Raw genomic sequence first — 16,943 nt, forward strand, 5'->3', positions numbered from 1 at the left:
CTCTTTTTTTAAATTTCTTCAAAAAAGTAGGCTTCGCTTAGTTTAAAAGCAAGCTCTTTTAGCTCATCTTCGCTTAAATTTGCGCCTTTTGCGATCTCTTTAAAGCTAGACTTGCCGTCAAATTTCAAGGCAGCTTTGATCTCTTCAACGCTTAAGTTTAGTTTGCCATTTAGCTCATTTGCTAAAGATATGACTGGTGAGCTAGCCTCCAAAAAATATCCTAGATACGCCGCAGCTCTAGGCTTTAGCCTAGTTTTTTTAGGCTCATAATCAAGCGCAATAAGTTTTGATGATGAAATTTTAGTGTTTTGATCATTTAAAATTTCAAGTAGCCCCATAAAGCCCTCGCTCTCGCTTTCACCAAGTGCGGCCTTTACTTCGCTTAAATTTAAGCTTTGCGGGTAGGCCTTGCTTAAAATTTCTTGCGTTTTTGTCCTTGGCTGCTCGCTAAAGTAGGCAAAATTTAGGCTATTTAGCTCGCTCTCTCCAAGCACCGCGTCAAAGTCATCAGCGCCATTTAGCCTTTCTTTGTGAGCGATGAGGCTTTTTCTAAAGGATCTATTAAACAAAAAGTCGTTTAGCTGCTCTTTTTTGATGCGAGTGTTGTAGCTTTGCTCGATGTGCGCGTCAAATCGGTAAATCCCAGTCGAGCTTGCAAAGATATCGTTTAGCGAGGCGTCTATGACGTAGCAAAGTCCGTGTTTATCGATGTGCCTAGCAAATTTATGAAAGTAAGTTGGCTCGTTACTCGCCTCCAAAAAGTCGTGCAAGATATAGTAGTCGCTACCCTTTGCGATGATGCCTTGCAAGAAATTTAGCTGCGTCAAAAGTAGCTTCATGCTATCTTTATAGACGACGTCGCTTTGGTTTTGCAGGCTAAATTTCAAATAATCCTGCAAGAAATTTAACTCTTCTTTGACGTGAAGAAGTGAGTCTTTATCGCCCCTATTTGCGCTCGCAAAGAGCATGAAGTCTCTTAAGATATCAAGGCTCTTCCAGCCTGGGTAGGTGTTATAAGAGACGTAGGCGATGCCATCTTTGCTAAGTAGCGCCTTTATCGTTGCAAGTAGCGCATCTCTCACGTTTGGGCTCACCCAGCTATAAACGCCGTGAGCGATGATGTAGTCAAACTCGCCAAGCTCTTTGATATCGTGCTCATTCATGTGCAAAAAGTCGCGCTCAAGAAGGGTGAAATTTTTTAAATTCATCTTCTTTGCGATCTTGTTGCCTTCTTTTACTTGGTGGCTTGAGATGTCGATGCCAACGACCTTTGCCTCTTTGTGCGAAGCTGCAAATGGCAAGATATTGCCACCGTATGATGAGCCAAGCTCAAGCACTCTAGCGTCTTTTAAATTTGCCGCCTTTAAGCCTAAAAATTTAGCGATCGCCTCTATCCTAACAGGCGAGCAGTCGCTAAATGCAGCCGAGAAATAAGGAATTTCATCGTAAGCTTTTTTTGCCTTGTTCATCAGCCGTGCTTTCTGGCAAATTCTCTCATGAACTCGCCAAGTTTCTCAACGTCGCTTTGGCTAACGGCGTTATAGATAGAGGCTCTTATACCCCCAAGATGTCTGTGACCTTTTAGCCCTAGCATGCCCTCTTTTAGCGCTTCTTCGACAAAAACCGGCTCAAGCGCATGATCTTTTGGTATCGTAAAGCTCACGTTCATATCTGACCTGCTTGATTTTTTGGCATGTCCCACGTAAAAGCCATTTGAGCTGTCTATGATGCTATAAAGTGTGCTTGCTTTTTTGGCATTTATCCTCTCAACCTCAGCAAGTCCGCCAAGATCTAGCAGGTGCTGCATGGTTAAATTTAAAAGATAAATTCCAAAAGTTGGCGGTGTGTTGTAAAGTGAGTTTGCCTCTACGTGCGTTTTGTAGCGCAAAAACATAGGGACGTTTTGGCTGCTCACGCGATCAACTAGGTCTTTTCTTAAAATGACGATAGTCACGCCGCTTGGGCCTGCATTTTTCTGAGCGCCACCGTAGAGCAAGCCGATACTGCTAAAATCAAGCGGTCTAGCGAAAAAATCGCTCGAAGCATCGACAACTAGAGGCGATTTGGTCTTTGGCATAGCCTTATACTGCGTGCCATAAATCGTGTTATTTGAGCAGATGTAGGCATAGTCGGCGTCATCGCTAAATTTAAACTCAGGGATGTAAGAGAAATTTTCATCCTCGCTGCTTGCTACGACATCTACATTTACGCCAAGCACTTTTGCCTCTTTGATCGCTTTGTTTGTCCAAACGCCAGTGTTTGCGTACTCGGCCCTGCCACCTTGATATAAATTCATCGGTATCATGCTAAACTGCAAGTGAGCGCCGCCTTGCAAAAATAAAATTTCATACTCATCACCGATGCCATAAAGCTTTCTTATCTTCTCCATCGCGCCAAAGTGGATCTCCTCAAAGGTCTTGCTTCTGTGGCTGATCTCCATGATCGAGTAGCCCTCGCCTCTGTAGTCGGTAAATTCGGCTTTTGCGTGCTCTAAAACATCTAATGGTATCGCACTTGGGCCTGCGCTAAAGTTGATTTTTCTACTCATTTTTACTCCTTGATAATTGCTTTTTTATGTGTATTTTGCGAGATAAGCTCGATCTCATCATTCAAATTTAAATCCCTAAGATCAGCTCTCTTGCCATCTTTTCTAACCTCGATAAGCCCCTTCGTGCTCTCAAAAAAGAGCTCCCTCATCTCATAAGCCTTCTCAAGCGAGCCAAGAGCTGAGCTAAGAAGCAAGAGCTTTCTTTGCACGGCGTTTGTTAGGGCATTTTGCTTATTTGCCACCTCGCTAAATTTTAGCTCGATCCTAGCTTTTAGAGCGTTTGATGAAAATTTAGAAAGTAGTAAATTTAATAAATTTTGCTTCTTTGTGATCTTTAAATTTAAAGCGCTATCAAGATCGTCGCTGAGCCTATCAAGATACTGGAAAAACGCCTCTTCATCAGGCAAAAGATCTAGCATGGCTGCACTTGGCGTAAGCGATCTGCGGTCTGCCACAAAGTCACTTATAACATAGTCGATCTCGTGTCCGATAGCGCTTATAACTGGCGTTTTTGTAGCGTAAATTTCACGCGCTAGGCCCTCATCGTTAAAGCACCAAAGATCCTCTTTGCTACCACCTCCTCTAGCTAAAACGATCACATCAACGCCGTATTTATCAGCCCTACGCAAGGCTTTTATAAGCGAGCTTGGAGCACTTTCGCCCTGAGTTAGCGCGTCAAATATATAAATTTCACTTAGCCTCCAGCGGCTTCTTACCACCTTTAGCATATCCTGAAGTGCAGCTGAAGTGGCGCTTGTGACAAGGGCTATTTTTTTAGGTAAATTTGGTATCTCTTTTTTTGCACCGATGTCAAAAAGCCCCTCGTTTTCAAGCTTTTCTTTAAGCTGCCTAAACGCAAGTTCAAGCTCACCCTCGCCATCAGGCAGCATAGCACTAGCCACTAGCTGATACGACCCACTTGGCGAATAAATGGTCACTTTGCCATAAATTTTGACCTTCAAACCCTCTTTTGGCAAGAATTTCACCTTTTGGTTATTCATGCGGTACATCACGGCTGAGATGCTTGACTTTTCGTCCTTTAGCGTGAAGTACCAGTGCCCAGAGGCATGCTTTGTAAGGCGCGAAATTTCGCCACTTACCTCGACGTAGTCAAGTGTCGCTTCAAGCAGCGCCTTTGCTTTTTCGTTTAGCTCAGATACGCTAAGCATTGATCTCTTTGACCTTTTTAGCGATAAATAGCGTCGAAATGTCCATGCTAAAGCCCTTGCAAAGCTCTATCTCAAAGCCAGCTTCAACTAATTCGTCGCAAAAGCTCTTTGCATCGAGGAAATTTTCGATCGAGCTTGGCAGATACTCGTATGCCTCTTTGTTTTTTGAGATAAAGCCCCCGATACTTGGCAAAATTTTACTTAGGTAAAAATCTCTTAACGCGGTTATAAAGCCCTTTTTTTGGCGTTTGGTAAATTCAAGCACGACTACGTAGCCGCCATCAACTAGGACCCTGTTAAACTCCCTAAGCGCAGCCTTTCGCTCGACCACGTTTCTTATGCCGTAGCTTATGCTTAAAATTTGAGCCTCACCGCTTGCAAGCGTTGTATTATCAGCGTAGGCTTCTATAAATTTAAAATTTGGAAATTTCGCTCTCGCCTCTTTTAGCATGCCACTTGATGGGTCGATGCCAGTTAGGCTTTTCACCTCTACGCCAAATTCTTTTGAAATTTCACTCCAAAGCCCCATCATATCGCCAGTGCCGCAAGCCACGTCCACGATATTTATGCTTTTATTTTTAAAAATTTCTAGCATATATCTGCAGGCAAATTTCCTCCAGCTCACATCCACGCCAAGGCTTAGCACCCTGTTTGCTACGTCGTAAGTCGGAGCGATCTGGTTAAACATATCAACTATTTTTTCTTGTTTTTGCATAAATTTTAGACCTTTATATGTAGTAAATTTTTAAATTTCGCGAGATTTTGCGAGTTGCTTTTATAAATTTAAGCCGTTTTTTTAGTATCTCTTCTCTGGTTTTGTAAATTTGTTTGTAGATTTTACTCTCTAGCTTTTCTTTACCAGCAGCCACAGGCAAGCGCTCTAAGATGCCGAGCCAAACGTCATAGTCTTGAAGCGCACCAAAGATCTCTTGCATATCTTTTAGCCGCTCTTCATACTTTTTAAGCCCGTCAAAATAAAAAATCTCACTCAGAAACTCGTAAGTGTATCTCACCTTTTTAAGCTCGATCCTGATCTTATGAAAGCTATCATTTGGACAGTCTTGATCTAGGCCTTTTAGCCTCTTTTGAGCCAAAACTAGAAGTGTTCTAAGTTTAAACGAGCCAAGGCGCGAAAGGCTCACGTCAAAGAGCCTTGATCTATAAAACTCTCCCTCGTTTAAAAATATCTCCCACTCTTTTAAAAATGCGTAGTTTTCCTCATCGCTAAGGTAGCTTTTAACATTTTCATACTCTAAATTTAGAGCCTTTTGCACAAAGTAAATTAGCTCATTCGCATGCTTTTGCTCGCTTAAAAAGCTTAAAAATATGTCTAAGTCTCGCTTTTTGTTGGTTGAGTTTGCCAAAATTTTAAAATTCTCTCCAAAAAAAAGCGTCACTTTTTCATCAAAAACGCCGTTAAAAATTTTAAGTAGCGACCTAACTTTTCTTAAATTTACTCGCAGGTTGTGCAAAATTTCTTCATCGTGATCTTGCAGATAGTCACCCTTTAGTCTCTTTATCTCTTTAAAGATGCTTAAAAACAAAGTTCTAAGAGCCTCGCCGCTTTTTAAATTTGCAGCAAAATTTGGCGAAATTTCTTTGTTTTTAAAGACATTGTAGGCTCTTTTATAATCAATTTGTTCATTTTCGTTTGCGTGAATGGCAAGAAATTTGTTTTTATATCTTTTATCGCAGGTGACATCGGCCTTACAAAACTGCTCCAAAAATGGTGGCAATTTAAAATATACGGCCTCGTTTTCATCACTAAATTCGATCTCAAACGTGCAAAGTCCATTTAAGCTATCTTTAAAAACGTCGATGTTGCAGGGGTTATTGTTTAGCCGAAAAATGTATCTATCTTTTGTGATGACGTGCCCGATGCGGTTTTTTAGAGCCTTTTTAAACTCCGCCTTTTCGCAAAATTCCTCATTTTCTTCTCTTATAAGATCTTTGCCGACCTTGATCGTTTTTATAAATTTACCCTCTTCACTTCTGAAGCGGATCTCTTCATTTTGCGTGATCTTAGTGTAAAACTGAGAAATTTCAAGGTGCTTAAAAACTACTCCAGCCTCTTTTAGAAAATCTAGAATTTGAGAATTTTTGAGTAAAAATTTACGCTCTATCTCCAAACCCACATTTTTCTCCGAAATTTTTTGTTTATTTTAGCGAGTTAGTGCTTAAAATAATGAGAAAAAAGCTAATTTCAGGCTTGTTTGAAGTGTTTTATGAAGAAAAATAAAAATTTATGTTGCGTAGTGCAACATAAATTTTGCCTTATCGGCAGTGTTTACAGCTTTTTACGCTAGCAACGATATTTAGGCGCTCGATGATGTTACCGATCTTTTTTTCAAGCGCTTCTTGGTATTTGCCAAGCTCTGAGTCATCATAGCTCATATCCTCGACGCTACCGCAGTTTTCGCAAACCACGTGAATGTGCGGATGCTCGTAAATGTCGTATCTCGCCTTTTGATTGACGATATTTACTTCAACCACTAGACCCTCGTCTTTTAGAGTGTTTAGGTTTTTATAGACAGTTGCGAGCGAAACTGATGGATTTTCTTTCAAAATTTCATCATAAAGCTCATCGATCGTTGGATGTGTGTGACGATCAAGAATTCTCAAAACGCTAAGACGCTGCGGCGTTACTTTAAGCCCAGACTGTTTTAGCAACGATACATATTGCATAATTTTCCCCTATACAAATTTTTGCTTTATGCTAGCAAAAGTAATATTAAACGTTTCTTTATTAAATGATATTAATTATTCTCTAGTAATTTTTGGGTAATTTGCTCAGCGCTTATGCCAAGGCTCTTTTCGACCTCAGCTGTCGAGCCATGCTGGATAAATTTATCATCATACTCAAAGCTAACAACGCTTACATTTGATATGCCATTTTCTTGTAAAAATGCACTTACGATCTCGCCAACGCCGCCTTTTTTAGCGCTATCGCTAAAGATATACCACTTTTTAGTGCGTTTTGCTAGCTCACATAAAAGCTCTCTATCAAGCGGCTTTACAAAGACTAGATCGACTAGGATAGCTTCAAGCTTGCCAGTTAGTAAATTTCTAACCAAATTTGCCCTGCCAACGCCGTTACCATAACCTAAAAATGCAATATCGCTCTTTGCGTCAGCCAAAATTTCACCCTTGCCAAACTCTAGCGGCTTAGCTTTAAACTCATCCCTTAAAATAAACGCCCCACGCGGATATCTAAACGCGCTAACACCCTTGTAAGAGTAGGCAAATTCCATAACATTTTTCATGCTCTCTTCGCACCTTGGAGCAAAAAGAACCATGTTTGGCACAGCGTTTAAAAAGCTGATATCAAAAGCGCCCTGATGCGTTTCGCCGTCCTCGCCCACTATGCCCGCTCTATCCATCGCAAAAGTGATGTTTAAATTTAGTATAGAAGCGTCGTGGATGACCTGATCGTAGGCTCTTTGCATAAAGGTCGAGTATATCGCGACAAATGGCTTAAAGCCCTCTTTTGCCATGGCTGACATTGAGGTGACAGCGTGCTGCTCGGCTATCGCCACGTCCCAAAAGCGGTCTGGAAACTCATGTATGAGCGCGTCCATGCCAGTGCCTGTTGGCATCGCAGCCGTTACGCCAACGATGTCGCTATGCTCTCTCGCCATCTTTAAAAGCTGCTCGCTAAAGATCGCCGTGGCTGATTTGTTTGACTGTCTTTTTATAAATTCGCCACTTTTTAGATCAAATGGCCCAACTCCGTGCCAATTTTCATAGTAACCCTCGGCAAATTCATACCCTTTGCCCTTTAGCGTCTGCACGTGCACGATGACTGGTTTTTTCATGTTTTTAGCGGTTTCAAATGTGCTAAGAAGCGCTGCGAGGTCGTGTCCATCGACTGGGCCTATGTACTCAAGTCCAAGCTCTTCAAAAAACATGCCAGGAGTGATGAGCCTGATGCCCTCCTCCATGCGTCTAGCCATGTAGGCTGCAGAGTCTGGCATATAGCTTAAAAAGCGCTCGACCCTGCCTTTAAATTTTTGATAAAACTGCCCTGCCATCATCTGGCTTAGATACTTGCTAAGCGCGCCTATTGGCTTACTTATGCTCATTTCGTTGTCGTTTAGGATGATGACGCAAGGATATTTTCTATCCCCAAGCTCATTTAGCGCCTCGTACGCCATGCCGCCACTTAGTGAGCCGTCGCCTATGACAGCTACTGGCAAGCGCTCTTCATTTTTTAGTTTGATCGCCTTTGTAGCGCCAACTGCTAGTGAAATGGACGTTGAGCTATGGCCTGCTACAAAGTAGTCAAATTTACTCTCGCTTGGCTTTGTGTAGCCGCTGATGCCGTTAAATTTTCTAAGCGTATCAAAGCTATCCCAGCGCCCAGTTAGTAGCTTGTGCGCGTAGCTTTGGTGGCTCACATCAAAGATAAACGGATCTTTTGTGACGTCAAAAATTTTATGCATCGCAACGATGATCTCAACTGCGCCGATGTTTGAGCTAAGATGGCCGCCATTTTTGCTAACGGTGGATAGAATTTTATCCCTGATGTCGTGGCAAAGCACGTTTAGCTCATCGACATTTAGGCTTTTAACATCTTTATTCATTATTTACCAGCATTTTTAGCTTCTCAAGCCTTGTTTGCATCGTCGCATCGATGTTTCCGCCCTCGCTTATTATCACCACGCCACCTTTGCTTATGGCGTCATCAGCGCTTACTTTTACGCGTTCATTTTTGTTAAATTGCTCTTTTAGATAGTCGCTATCTTCAGGATTAACGCGAATTTCTATATTTTTTACGTCGCTTAGCTCTTTTATAAGCGAATTTGCTAGGTGATGAGCGATCTGGCTAGATGCGCTTGATACCTCTTTTTCTATCACCTCTTTTGCGATCTTTATCGCAGTTTGCCCAAGCTCTTCCTCGCTCTTTTTCAAAAACTCATCAAATTTAACGTACTGCTCGTCAAGCTTTGTGGCTGAAGCGCTAAATTTAGCCTCAAGCTCCTTTATCTTTGCCTCGTTTGCAGCGTTTGTTTGAGCGATACCTTCGTTTTTGCCATCCTCTTTTGCACGAGCTATCTCAGCTTCAAGGCGCTTTGCAAATTCGCTCTCTTGATTTTCTATTTGCATTTGAAGTTTGATGATGTTGCTACTTAGCTCATCTGTCTTTTTAAGTAGCTCCTCAACAAAACTTGAGTCAAATCCAGGCTGGTGAGCTTGGCTATTTTGAGGCTGAGGTGCAAAGTGATTTTGCATGTTTGCTTGCATTTGGCGAACTGGCTGGCTTTGCGGCGTGAAATTTTCACCGCCTTGCTCTAAATTTTGTTCATTTAGCTCTTCACTAAGATTATTTTCTTCTATCAAAACAGGTGTGCTATCTTGGGCTCTTTCGTTACTTCCAAGCACCTTAAATCTATAATTTTCTATAAAGTGAGCCGGCGAGGTCTCACTTGTTATTACGCTACTTTTCATTCTATCATCTCATCTGCTTCGCCAACTTGGAAGACACCTTGATCAGCTAGACCTTGAACGACCTCAACGATGCGTCTTTGCGCCTCTTCAACGTCTTTTACACGCACAGCGCCAAGGTATTGCATCTCCTCTTTGAAGGCTTCGGCTGCACGCTGAGACATATTTGATAAAAATTTATCCTTAATGCCATCACTTGAGCCCTTAAATGCAACCATAAGGTCCTTTTTATCGACATTTTTAAGAATTTCTCTAATCGCAGTTGCGTTAAGGTTGATAATATCTTCAAAGGTAAACATAAGCTCTTTGATCGTTGTGGCAAGCTTATCGTCACTTTGTTCGATGCGCTCGATCGTGCTTTTGCTAGCTTTTTGACCAAGTCTGTTAAGCACTTCTGCCACAGCTCTTGGGCCACCAACCTCGACCTTGTAAGATGTGAGGCTCTCAAGTTTGCCCTCAAGCACAGTTGAGACACGCTTGATGACCGATGGGCTGATCTCGCCAAGATTTGCCATCCTGATCACAACCTCGCTTCTTAGCTCATCTGAGAAAAAGCTTAGCGTCTCGGCGGCACTTGTTGAGTCCATGTGGGCTAGGATTAGCGCGATAGTTTGAGGGTGCTCTTTTACGATGAAGTCTGCGAGTTGCTGTGGCTTTATCTTATCAAGATAGCCAAAGCTCTTTGAGTTTTCCATGCTTTTAGCAAGCTTGTCTAAAATTTTCTGCGCAGCTTCTGGACCAAATGTGCGGTATAAAATTTCTTTTGCATACTCTAAGCCACCGCTTCTCATATATTGATTTGACTGCATGAGAGCGTAAAATTCTTCTAAAATGGCGCCTGCAACTTGTTTGTCTATATTTTTTGCAGTTGCTATGTAGCCTGAAATTTCGGTGATGACATCAACATCCATATGAGAAAATATAAGAGCTGTCGCCTCTTCGCCAAGCTGGATTAGTAAAATAGCGATCTTTTCAGGCATTGAAAGATCATCATATATCATCTTTTGCTTATCGGTTAGTTTTATAGACATCAAATTTCCTTACGCATGTTAAAGTCACTATCGTTTTTAACCATATCTTGGAGTAAATTTGAAATTTCCTCACTTCGCTCGGTGACTACTATCTTCATCTTTTCAAGAAGGACGTCGTATTTTAGCTCATCTTCGTTAAATTCACCGCTAAGACCAAGCTGCTCCTCGACCTTCTTACGAGCGGCTTTAAATTTCTCAAGCGTATCTTCAGCATCCATCTCGATATCTTCAAGATCGTCCTGGGCTTGCTCCTCTTCTTCTTTCGTCTCTTCAAGCATCTTTTGCATAAATGGCACGATGACTTTTTTGTAGAAGATATAGAGTAACAGCGCCGCAAAGATGTATTTTAGTAGCGGCAAGAAAGGCATCACGTAGTTATTCATAAAGCCATCCATCTTCTCGCCAGTGCTGACATCTTTGCCAGTTTTAAACTCGAAGTTATCCAAGCTTACCTCATCGCCTCTATTTTGATTGTAGCCGATTGATTGCTTGATTAAATTTGTGATTGATTCTCTTTGCTCTTTGGTAAGCGGGGCAAATTCAAGCTCGCCAGTTGGCTTGCCGTCTTTGTCCTTTTTGCTCTGATAAAGTCCGTCTATAACGACAGCTGCACTTACTCTGTTTATGCTAGCAAACTGCCCTTTGACATTTGTCACTTTCTTTGAAATTTCGTAGTTTGTCTGCTGTGAGCTTTTATTGTACTGCTCTTTTAAAGTGCTATCATCTAGTCCTTGAACAGGACCTATGTTACTAACCGCACCTGGGATGCCGCCCACTTCATTTGGAGCTGAGCCTTGACGCTTTTCTTCGATGTTGCTCTCGCTTCTTACGACGTTATTTGGGTCATAAACCTCGCTTTTTGTATCTTTTTTGTCAAAGTCAAAGTCGATATTTACCTTTGCTACGACCTTATCTGCCCCGCCTACGATAGGAGCTAGGACATTTACGATCTTTTGCTCATAATTATTTTCAAACTCGCGCTTATAGCGGATCTGCTGAGCTATGGCATCACTATCAAACTCACCATCTTCATCGCCAAGTGCAACGCCATCTTGATTTACTATCTTGACATTTTCTGTGCTTAAATTTGTAACAGAGGCAGCGACTAGGTTTTTAATGCCAAAAATTTGCTTTGCATTTAGACTAACGCCTGGCTTTAGCTCAACTACGATAGAAGCGGTCGGAAGTGCTTGTCTTTCAGTAAAGACGCTCTCTTTTGGTATGGCTATTCTTACGGTTGCTTTTTGGATAGATGAGAGGCTCTCGATCGTTCTAGCTAGCTCACCCTCAAGTGCTCTTTGAAATTTAACTCTCTGCTCAGCATCAGTAGCTCCAAATTCTTGCTTGTCAAAAATTTCAAAACCGATCTTGCTCTCTTTTGGTATGCCAAGCGTTGCAACCGCGATACGCTCTTTATATACATCACTTGTTGGCACAAGGATAGTGCCTTCATTTGCTAGTTTATACTTTATACCATCTTTATTTAGCTGATCGACTATTAAGGCTGAGTCGCTTGGGCTGATGTTTTCAAAAAGGACGCTATATCCTGCAAAGCTATCACTTTTACTTTTGTAAAGCGTTAAAAATACCAAAAAAGCCACTACTAAGACGATCGAGCTGCCCGCGACGATCTTTTGTTTTAGTGAAAGCTTTTGATAAATTTGACTTATTTGATGAAGTAATGCCTTAAAATCCATATCCCTACTTTAAAATTTGCTTTAACTCTTCAAAAACTCTATCGTTTTGCCATGCCTGACCGATGGTGATTCTCACCGCATTTAAGGCATAGCTTTTTAAATCTCGTAAAATTATACCTTTTTTTAGCATCTTTTCGCATATCTGGCTTGATTTTGGCTCGTTAAATTTAAATGTGATGAAATTTGTATAGCTTGGGATAAACTCAATGCCATTTTGCCTTGCAAATTCCTCATATCTCTTCATCTGCTCGAAGTTGTTTTGCATAGTTTTTTGCACAAATTCATCATCACCAAGTGCTACGATCGCCGCTCTTAAGCTCGGTGTTGTGATGTTAAAAGGAGCTCTTAACTTTGAAAGTGCGCCTATGATCTCTTCATTTGCCACGCCGTATCCAACGCGCATGCCACCAAGTGCGTATGCCTTTGAGAAAGTACCAAGATAGATGGCATTTTTAAATTTCACCACCTCGCTTGGCTTTATCTCTTTTTTGCTATCTTTAAATTTAGCAAATTCAATGTAAGCACAATCAAGCACCACAAGCGTGTTTTCGCCAATATTTTTTATAAATTTATAGACCTCATTGGCATCAATGCACTCGCCCAAAGGGTTATTTGGCAGGCAAAGAAAAATGACAGAGATTTCATCTTTGTGCGCGTTATAAATTTCTAAAAACTCACTCAAATTATGTTCCACACTCTTTGTGCGGTAAATTTTAGCCCCAGTTTGTTTTGCATAAATTTCATACATCGCAAATGTCACGCCAGCCATCAAAACGCCACTTTGCTTGTTCGCCTTTGCATGAAGCGCATACTCTATGATCTGGTCGCTTCCAGAGCCGATGATTAGATTTTTGCTAGTTACGCCAAATTTCTTAGTCAGCCCCTCTTTTAGTTCAAAGTAGCTATCGTCTGGATAAAGATGTGCGTTTTTAGCGACCTCTTTTAGCGCCTCTTCTACGCGTTTGCTAGTGCCAAAAGGGTTTTCATTGCTCGCTAGCTTTATCACATCTTTTGCATCTATGCCAAACTCTCTAACTACAAGCTCGATCGGCTTTCCAGCCTCGTAATTTACTAGATCATCTAAAAAGTCATTAAATTTCATTACTCATCTCCGTTTAAATAGCTTCCAAGCCACGTTATCTCAGCGCCGCTCTCTTTTGCGAGTTCAAAGGCGTTTTGCACCTTCTCATCGTCGATATGCCCCTCAAAGTCAAGATAAAAAATTGACTTAAATTCGCGCTGTTTGATAGGACGTGACTCAAGTTTTGTGATATTGATATTTTCATTTTTAAAGATAGAAAGCAGATCAGCAAGGCGTCCTGGGCGGTGATCGGTCTTTGCAAGTACCGAAGTTTTTGAGTTTTCAACCTTGGCGTTTTTAAAATCGCTTAAGATCAAAAATCTCGTTCTATTTGCCATATTATCTTCGATCGTTTCATAAACGATTGGCACATTGTAAATTTTAGCTGCGATTTTTGAGCAAATAGCGGCTGATTCTCTATCCATAGATGCCATATATGCGGCTGCGGCGGTTGATTTGGCTGGGATAAATTCGACCTCATTTAGCAGGTGATCTTCTAAAAATTTACGGCACTGGTTGTAGCCTTGCGGATGCGAGTAAATTCGCTTTATCTCTTTTAAATTTTCATTTATGCTAACAAAGCTGTGGTGGATATCTACGTAGAGCTCTGCCACTATCTTTATATCATCAAATTTACTCAAACAATCAAGCGTAGCTCCAACAGCGCCTTCAGTGTTATTTTCGATAGGCACGACGCCATATTTTGCCTCTTTTTGAGCTAGCTTCGTAAAAACTGCCTCGATCGTAGCAAGTGGCAGATAGGCACTCATCGCGCCAAATCTGCTCTGTGCTGCTTGATGCGTATAAGTGCCCTCAGGTCCTAGATAGACGATCTTTTGAGGCATCTCTAAATTTCTACTAACAGCAAAAATTTCAAGATAAATGGCCTCGATCGCAGCTTTATTTAAGGCTTTTTCTTTGCTTAGGCTTGTTAGGCGGTTTATGATAGCTCGCTCACGCTCAGGACGATATATAGGCGTCCCAGTAGTTTGCTTTAGCTTGCCGATCTGCTCAACAAGCTTCATCCTCTCATTTAATTTATTTAAAATGAGATCATCGATACTATCGATCTCTTTTCTAAGCTCATTTAGCTCTTGCATCAGCGCTCTCCAAAAATTCTATCTCAGGTGCCACGACGTCCTCGAAACTCTCGCGTCTTCTTATGAGCCTATCTTTGCCATCAAGCAGGCAAACTTCAGCGGCTCTGTTTCTTGTGTTGTAGTTTGAACTCATGCTAAAACCATAAGCCCCAGCTCCTTTAACCACGATGATATCGCCACTCTTACACTCTGGCAGCTTGATATCTTTTGCTAAAAAGTCGCCACTTTCGCAGACTGGACCAACCACGTCGCAAGTGCCTAAATTTTCATCCTTGCCGTAAGCAAAAATTTTGTGATGCGCGCCATAGAGACTTGGTCTTATAAGATCATTCATCGCGCCATCAGTGATGATAAATCTCTTTTTGCCGTTAAATTTCTCATATAAAACGCTTGCGACAAAGTAGCCAGCATTGCCTACGATGAAGCGGCCTGGCTCGCAAACAATGGTCACATCTTGACCCTTTAGCGCGCCTAAAATTCCTTGTGCGTAGTCATATAAATTTATCTCTTTTTCGTCGTTATAGATGATGCCAAGTCCGCCGCCAACGTCAAAAAATTTGATATCTATTTCAAGCGCTTTTAGCTCTCTTAAAAGCTCGCTAACGATCTTTGCAGCGTCTATTATAGGGCTTAGTGAAGTTAGCTGCGAGCCGATGTGAAAGTGTATGCCAGTTGGCTCAAGAAACTCTGAAGCTTTAGCGTGGATATACATCTTTTTAGCAGTCACCGCATCAACGCCAAATTTGTTTTCATTTAGCCCTGTCGAGATATATGGGTGTGTTTTTGCATCAACGCCTGGATTTACCCTGATGCTGATCCTAGCTTTTAAATTTAGCCCCTTTGCAATGTTTTCAAGCCTTAAAAGCTCAGCAAAACTCTCAACATTTATAAGCAAAATTTCATTTTCTAAAGCCTCTTTTAGCTCTTCGTCGCTCTTGCCAACGCCGCTAAAGATGATCTGATATCTCTTGGCTCCTGCCAAAAGCGCTCTTTTGACCTCGCCGATGCTCACGCAGTCAAATCCAGCTCCAAGATCAGCCAGAAATTTTAAAACACTTAAATTTGAGTTTGCTTTTACAGCGTAGCAAACTAGAGATTTTCTAGCGTAAAATGCGTTTTTTAGCGCCTCGTAGCGCTCTTTAATGTAGTTAAAATCATAAACGTAAAGTGGGGTTTTGTATTTGCTTGCAAGCTCTTTAAAATCCATAAAATAGCCTTTTTTAAAATGGCTTGATTTTACAAAAAAGTTGCCAAAATTTGGCTTAACGATGCGATTTTATGAGATAAATGGCGTATGCAAAAAGCAAAATAACAGGGAAAACCATGCCGATCTCTGGCAAGATGACAGAGGTTTGAGCAAATTTGGTTAAGATAAAGAGAAGTCCCCAAACTACGAGTGTTATGACGACAAAGATAAATGTTGAGAGTGCGAGGTTAAAAAACCTGCCAGTTACTGGCAAATGATAGTAGAAAATAAGCAATAAAAATGGCGCAAAAAATGGCGTGATAGCAAGGTTATAAAATGCAGTCCTCGCGCTATCAAGCCCTATGCCTTCGTTTTTAAATGTCTTTATAAAATTTATCGCATCAGGTATGTTAAATTTCGAGTTTTCAACGCTTGCAGCACTTTCAATGCTCTTTGGCTTAAAGCCTCTTAGCGCATCTAAATTTTCACTTTTTACCTTGCTAAAGCCATTTTCGCCAAGCTCTAAGCTTTGAGGCAAAAAGGTCTGATTTACATCTTCTAAAACCCACTCATTGTCTTTAAATTTAGCGTGGTCGGCAAAAGTTGTTGAGAGCAAGTCGGTGCCATTAATGTCAAAAATTCTCACATCATTTGCTCTTTGCTTGGCTGAGTTTAGCTCTTTTATATAGATAAATTTGCCTTCAAATTTCAAAAATGAGTCGTTTGTACTTTTTGAAAAAGCGGTGTTTTTAGCAATGCTTTTTTGATAATCATGCGCATAAGCAAATGGCGTAAAATTTAGCCCAACGTAAAAAATCGTCACAAAAAGCGCGATGAGAAATGGCGGCAAAATGAGCTTGTTTTTACTGATGCCAAGAGCATAAAAGCTGATTAACTCGTTTGATCTAACCATATTTACATGCAAAATTATTAGCGCAAAAATGAGTGAAAGTGGTAAAACGTAGCTAATGGCACTTAGCGCAGTAAGGCCTACGTAGAGTAGCTGAAGGTTGGCAGATGGCGGCAGATCTTTTAAATTTGTAAGCAGATCAATGCCAACATAAAATAGCTCAAGCGCTAAAAATACGATAAGAAAAGATTTTATATAGACCCAGCCAACGTATCTGGCGTATAGTTTCATTTGATAAGACCTTTTTTTACCGTAAATTTTTGTGAAATTTCGTTGATGTCGCTCTTTAGTAGCTCGCAAACTGCATTTTTTGTATAGGCTAAAATTTCATCTAAAGCCTTTTTCTCCTCGTCGCTAAACTCGCCAAGGACAAAATTTTTAGCATCACCCTCATGTCCGATACCGACGCGCACCCTTTCGTAGTCGTTGCCTATTAGATTATCGATCGATTTTATGCCGTTGTGTCCGCCGCTACTGCCGCCTTTTTTAAATTTAACCGCGCCAAAAATAAGGTCAAGATCATCGTGGATGACGATTATCCTATCTGGTTTATAAAAGTCTTTTACCGCTTTAACACTTTGACCTGAGAGGTTCATAAATGTCGTTGGTTTTAGCAAGATAATGTCGTTAAATTTAAAAACTTCGCCTTGAAATTTAGCTGAGCTAACATCTTTGAAATTTGAGTCTTTTAGGAGGTCTATAAGCATAAAGCCTATGTTGTGTCTAGTGTTTTCGTATTTGGGGCCAGGATTTCCCAGCCCCGCTATTAGTGTCAC

General features: G+C 41.1%; 15 protein-coding genes. All 15 read right to left on the reverse strand.

The window, feature by feature from the left end:
* Positions 1 to 8: 8 nt before the first annotated feature.
* The gene (locus F3G88_RS05765) at positions 9 to 1,469 is read right to left on the reverse strand and encodes a methyltransferase regulatory domain-containing protein (protein WP_149715601.1); all 1,461 of its coding nucleotides are present in this window, start codon (positions 1,467 to 1,469) and stop codon (positions 9 to 11) included.
* Complete coding sequence (gene serC / locus F3G88_RS05770; protein WP_149715602.1) at positions 1,469 to 2,548, reverse strand: phosphoserine transaminase; 1,080 nt, start codon at positions 2,546 to 2,548, stop codon at positions 1,469 to 1,471. The genes F3G88_RS05765 and serC overlap by 1 nt, the downstream gene beginning before the upstream one ends.
* Before the next feature lie 2 nt (positions 2,549 to 2,550).
* A complete protein-coding gene (gene xseA, locus F3G88_RS05775; RefSeq protein WP_103652094.1) occupies positions 2,551 to 3,717 on the reverse strand; it encodes an exodeoxyribonuclease VII large subunit in 1,167 nt (388 codons plus the stop codon).
* Positions 3,710 to 4,432: a bifunctional demethylmenaquinone methyltransferase/2-methoxy-6-polyprenyl-1,4-benzoquinol methylase UbiE gene (gene ubiE / locus F3G88_RS05780; RefSeq protein WP_103612378.1), complete on the reverse strand. Its 723-nt coding sequence runs from the start codon at positions 4,430 to 4,432 to the stop codon at positions 3,710 to 3,712. Before ubiE ends, xseA begins: the two co-directional genes overlap by 8 nt.
* 13 nt (positions 4,433 to 4,445) lie before the next feature.
* Positions 4,446 to 5,852 carry a CYTH and CHAD domain-containing protein gene (locus F3G88_RS05785; RefSeq protein ID WP_223228739.1) on the reverse strand — a complete coding sequence of 469 codons (1,407 nt, stop codon included), beginning with the start codon at positions 5,850 to 5,852 and terminating at the stop codon, positions 4,446 to 4,448.
* Positions 5,853 to 5,991: 139 nt separating this feature from the next.
* Positions 5,992 to 6,402 carry a Fur family transcriptional regulator gene (locus F3G88_RS05790; protein WP_009294652.1) on the reverse strand — a complete coding sequence of 137 codons (411 nt, stop codon included), beginning with the start codon at positions 6,400 to 6,402 and terminating at the stop codon, positions 5,992 to 5,994.
* Between the two features lie 71 nt (positions 6,403 to 6,473).
* Entirely contained in the window at positions 6,474 to 8,300 is a 1,827-nt protein-coding gene (gene dxs, locus F3G88_RS05795) for a 1-deoxy-D-xylulose-5-phosphate synthase (protein WP_149715603.1), read from the reverse strand.
* The gene (fliH, locus tag F3G88_RS05800; RefSeq protein ID WP_149715604.1) at positions 8,293 to 9,165 is read right to left on the reverse strand and encodes a flagellar assembly protein FliH; all 873 of its coding nucleotides are present in this window, start codon (positions 9,163 to 9,165) and stop codon (positions 8,293 to 8,295) included. Before fliH ends, dxs begins: the two co-directional genes overlap by 8 nt.
* Entirely contained in the window at positions 9,162 to 10,193 is a 1,032-nt protein-coding gene (gene fliG, locus F3G88_RS05805) for a flagellar motor switch protein FliG (protein WP_012001435.1), read from the reverse strand. The genes fliH and fliG overlap by 4 nt, the downstream gene beginning before the upstream one ends.
* A complete protein-coding gene (gene fliF / locus F3G88_RS05810; protein WP_149715605.1) occupies positions 10,193 to 11,890 on the reverse strand; it encodes a flagellar basal-body MS-ring/collar protein FliF in 1,698 nt (565 codons plus the stop codon). The genes fliG and fliF overlap by 1 nt, the downstream gene beginning before the upstream one ends.
* Before the next feature lie 4 nt (positions 11,891 to 11,894).
* Positions 11,895 to 12,992: a histidinol-phosphate transaminase gene (gene hisC, locus F3G88_RS05815; RefSeq protein WP_149715606.1), complete on the reverse strand. Its 1,098-nt coding sequence runs from the start codon at positions 12,990 to 12,992 to the stop codon at positions 11,895 to 11,897.
* Positions 12,992 to 14,071: a prephenate dehydratase gene (pheA, locus tag F3G88_RS05820; RefSeq protein WP_149715607.1), complete on the reverse strand. Its 1,080-nt coding sequence runs from the start codon at positions 14,069 to 14,071 to the stop codon at positions 12,992 to 12,994. The genes hisC and pheA overlap by 1 nt, the downstream gene beginning before the upstream one ends.
* Positions 14,055 to 15,278 (reverse strand): diaminopimelate decarboxylase, encoded by a 1,224-nt coding sequence (gene lysA, locus F3G88_RS05825; RefSeq protein WP_149715608.1) that lies wholly within the window; start codon positions 15,276 to 15,278, stop codon positions 14,055 to 14,057. Before lysA ends, pheA begins: the two co-directional genes overlap by 17 nt.
* 55 nt (positions 15,279 to 15,333) lie before the next feature.
* Positions 15,334 to 16,398, reverse strand: coding sequence for an LptF/LptG family permease (locus F3G88_RS05830; RefSeq protein ID WP_103601598.1), 1,065 nt, complete (start codon positions 16,396 to 16,398; stop codon positions 15,334 to 15,336).
* Positions 16,395 to 16,943: an aminoacyl-tRNA hydrolase gene (gene pth / locus F3G88_RS05835; RefSeq protein ID WP_103610513.1), complete on the reverse strand. Its 549-nt coding sequence runs from the start codon at positions 16,941 to 16,943 to the stop codon at positions 16,395 to 16,397. Before pth ends, F3G88_RS05830 begins: the two co-directional genes overlap by 4 nt.

Source organism: Campylobacter concisus, assembly GCF_902460675.1.
In the GTDB taxonomy this organism is placed as follows: domain Bacteria; phylum Campylobacterota; class Campylobacteria; order Campylobacterales; family Campylobacteraceae; genus Campylobacter_A; species Campylobacter_A concisus_AJ.